This window comes from Micromonospora phytophila (assembly GCF_023656545.1).
In the GTDB taxonomy this organism is placed as follows: domain Bacteria; phylum Actinomycetota; class Actinomycetes; order Mycobacteriales; family Micromonosporaceae; genus Micromonospora; species Micromonospora phytophila.
On sequence record NZ_JAMOKF010000481.1, the window covers coordinates 1 to 3,153 of the forward strand.

Sequence of the window (3,153 nt, forward strand, 5' to 3'; positions counted from 1 at the left end):
GCCGCCCGTCGACCTCGGTGAACACCGACCGCAGCCCGTCGTGCCGCACGGTTAGCGCGCGCACCGCGCGGGCCAGCGCCGGCAGGTGCGGCACGGGCGTCATCCGCGCCCCTCCGGCGAGGTTGTACGCCGCGCTCTCCGGGGCGAGCGTGTGCAGCAGCCAGAGCGACTCCTGCCCCATCGACAGCCCTGCGGTGTCGCCCATGGCTCAGACGCCCGCCCGGCTGGCGGCGAGGAAGTCGGTCAGGTCGCAGACCCGCAGCAGGTTCGCCACCTCCTCGTCGGGCACCTCCAGGCCGAACGACCGCTCCACGGCGGCCAGCAGGTCGACCCGGGTGAGGGAGTCCATGCCCAGCTCCTCGAACTGGGAGTCGGAGGTGATGTCCCCTTCGACGTCGGGCATCTCCTGGCGGATCAGGCGCACCACCTCGGCGGTGATCTCGTCCCGGTTCATCGTGTTCCTCTCCTGGCGGTTGGCCGGGTCGGGCGAGGTGCCCACCCCCCGGCGGGCGGTTGGCGGGCCGGGCGCGGGGCCCGGCCGGCGAAGGCGTGGGTGGACGGTCAGGGCATCCGGACGATCTGCCCGGCGTAGGTGAGGCCGGCGCCGAAGCCGAGCAGCAGCACCAGGTCGCCGGGGCTGGTCCGGCCGCTCTCGTAGAGCCGGGACAGGGCCAGCGGCACCGAGGCCGCCGAGGTGTTGCCGGTGTCGACGACGTCGCGCATGACCCGGTCCGGCGGGAACTCCAGGGTCCGGGTGAGGGTGTCGATGATCCGGCGGTTGGCCTGGTGCGGGACGAACCAGGCGACGTCGGAGAGGGAGATGCCGGCCGCCTCGCAGGCCCGGTGGGCGACGCCCGGCATGGTGGCGGTGGACCACTTGTAGACCAGCGGGCCGTCCATCGTGACGAACTCGCGGCCGTCGGGCATCTCGGTCAGCCCGAGCACCTTGTGCCGGGCGCCGTCGCTGCCCCACACGGTCGGGCCGATCTCGTCCTCGCCGGAGCGGGAGACCACCACCGCGCCCGCGCCGTCGCCGAAGATGACGAAGGTGTCCGGGTCGTCCGGGTTGATCCAGTCGCTGGTCCGCTCGACACCGACCACCAGCACGTTGCGGGCGTCGCCGACGCGCACCGCGTTGGAGGCCATCGACAGCGCGTAGGTGAAGCCGGCGCAGACCGCGTTCAGGTCGTACGCCCCGGAGGCCGGCAGGCCGATCCGGGTGGCCACCTGCGGGCCGATGCCGGGCATCCGCTGCCGGCGGGTGGCGGTCGCCACGATGGTCAGGTCGACCTCGGCGGGGTCGAGGTTGGCCATCGCGATGGCCTTCTCGCCCGCCTCGGCGGACATGGTGACCATGTCCTCGTCCTCGCTGGCGTGGTAGCGGGTCCGGATCCCGGTGCGGGACTCGATCCACTCGGCGGTGACGCTGGTCCGCAGGGCCAGCTCCTCGTTGGTGACGAGGTGCGTCGGGCGGTACGCGGCCATCCCCGTGATGGCCGAGCCGTGGTGCTGCCGCATGTCTGTCCCCCTGTTGGGTGGTGGTGGGCTCGGATGGCGTGGCGTCAGATCGCGATGCCGCCGTCGACCTGGAAGACCTGGCCGGTCACGTAGGCCGACCGGTCGGAGGCGAGGAAGGCGACCATCTCCGCCACCTCGTCGGGGGTGCCGAAGCGTCCCAGCAGGGTCCGGTCCAGCAGCTCCGCGGCGACCTTCTCGGGCAGCCGGCTGGTCATGTCGGTCTCGATGAGTCCCGGCGCGACCACGTTGGCGCGGATGCCGTACCGGCCGACCTCGCGGGCCAGGGAGCGGGTGAAGCCGATGATGCCGGCCTTGGAGGCGGCGTAGTTGGTCTGGTTGGCGTTGCCGACCACCCCGGCGATCGAGGACATGGTGACCACCGCGCCGGCCCGGCGGCGCATCAGCCGCCGCACCACCGCCCGGCAGACGTGGTACGTGCCGCCCAGGTTGACCCGCAGGACCTCGTCCCAGTCCTCGTCGGTCATCAGGGCCAGCGGCCGGTCGCGGACGATGCCGGCGCTGGTGACCACGGCCCGGACGGCGCCGAGCTCCCCCTCGGTCGCCTCGACGAACTCGTGCGCGCCGGCGCGGTCGGCGACGTCGACCTGGCGGGTGAGGACGCGCGCCCCGGCCTGGCGGCACTCCTTGGCCAGCAGTTCGGCGGCCTCGGCGCTGGAGCGGTAGCAGAAGCTGACGTCGAAGCCCTCCCGGGCGAGGCGGCTGACCACCGCGCGGCCGATGCCGCGGGTGCCGCCGGTGACCAGGGCTACCGGTCGATCGGTGTCGGACATGGACCCAAGGCTGGGGCCGGCGCCTATACCTTTCCTATAGCCCGCTCGACGGCTCCCGGTCGGCCGGGACCGCCGCCGGGTCGTGCTCCGGCCGCCGGCGGTGCGCAAGGGCCGGGGGTGCGGGCGGCGCCGGTCGCTCAGACCAGGGCGTCTCCGGTGGCGCCGGCGCCACCGGCGGCCGTGGTGGAGGCGACGCCGCCCCGGTCCAGCTCGCAGATGAAGAAACCGGTGGCGGTGTCCCGGACGTGGACGTACGCCACGCTCGGCCGGCCCAGGATCCGGGCGATCGCGCTCTCCGCCTCGGCGGTGGCGGCGTGCCGCTCCTCGGCGATCAGCTCGCGGCCGGGGCCGTACCCCTCGAAGGTCAGCGGCAGCCCGGACAGCTCGGCCGGCAGCCGGTGCCCGGTGTAGCGCGGGCATCCGGCCTCGTGGATCTGCACGGGGCTGGGCAGCGGGAACGGCTCGTGCCGGCGGAACGGGTCGTAGGTGAACAGGATCCGTCGGTCGGCGCCGACCCGGAAGGGCCGCAGGCAGACCCGGCACGGGCCGACGCTGTCGGCGGTGTCCACGTAGGCCGGGTGGCGGTAGTCGGGCGCCCGCAGGCTGCCGCGTACCTTCCAGGCGAGTTCTTCGTCGAGCGGAATGACGCGGTACGCGGCCACCGGGGGCTCCTCACCAGACACCGTGCGTGACAACACCGTGACGCTAATCGGTGCGGCGTGGTGGACACCAGGACGTAAGCGCCCCGATCGGACTGCACCTAGCACCACCCCACGGGCGGGCACCTGCGCTACTGACTTCGGCCCGCGCGCCGGGCACCCTGGGGCACATGCGCGCAGGAGCC

Annotated in this window: 5 protein-coding genes; all 5 read right to left on the reverse strand. The window is 73.7% G+C overall.

All coding sequences use genetic code 11. The annotated features are described in order from the left end of the window. Positions 1 to 205: condensation domain-containing protein (locus tag NCC78_RS29980; RefSeq protein WP_250798738.1), on the reverse strand; the 205-nt coding region annotated here is incomplete at its 3' end. Between the two features lie 3 nt (positions 206 to 208). Next, positions 209 to 454: an acyl carrier protein gene (locus NCC78_RS29985; RefSeq protein WP_250798740.1), complete on the reverse strand. Its 246-nt coding sequence runs from the start codon at positions 452 to 454 to the stop codon at positions 209 to 211. Positions 455 to 561: 107 nt separating this feature from the next. After that, a complete protein-coding gene (locus NCC78_RS29990; protein WP_250798742.1) occupies positions 562 to 1,518 on the reverse strand; it encodes a beta-ketoacyl-ACP synthase III in 957 nt (318 codons plus the stop codon). A 44-nt stretch (positions 1,519 to 1,562) separates the two neighbouring features. Then, positions 1,563 to 2,309 (reverse strand): 3-oxoacyl-[acyl-carrier-protein] reductase, encoded by a 747-nt coding sequence (fabG, locus tag NCC78_RS29995; protein ID WP_250798744.1) that lies wholly within the window; start codon positions 2,307 to 2,309, stop codon positions 1,563 to 1,565. Between the two features lie 137 nt (positions 2,310 to 2,446). Further along, positions 2,447 to 2,971: a DUF1203 domain-containing protein gene (locus NCC78_RS30000; protein WP_250798745.1), complete on the reverse strand. Its 525-nt coding sequence runs from the start codon at positions 2,969 to 2,971 to the stop codon at positions 2,447 to 2,449. Positions 2,972 to 3,153 lie beyond the last annotated feature (182 nt).

What these genes read in the sequence shown, in the direction of transcription:
- NCC78_RS29985 (WP_250798740.1), bottom strand. Translation starts at nt 454, where the DNA reads ATGAACCGGGACGAGATCACCGCCGAGGTGGTGCGCCTGATCCGCCAG.
- NCC78_RS29990 (WP_250798742.1), bottom strand. Translation starts at nt 1,518, where the DNA reads ATGCGGCAGCACCACGGCTCGGCCATCACGGGGATGGCCGCGTACCGC.
- fabG (WP_250798744.1), bottom strand. Translation starts at nt 2,309, where the DNA reads ATGTCCGACACCGATCGACCGGTAGCCCTGGTCACCGGCGGCACCCGC.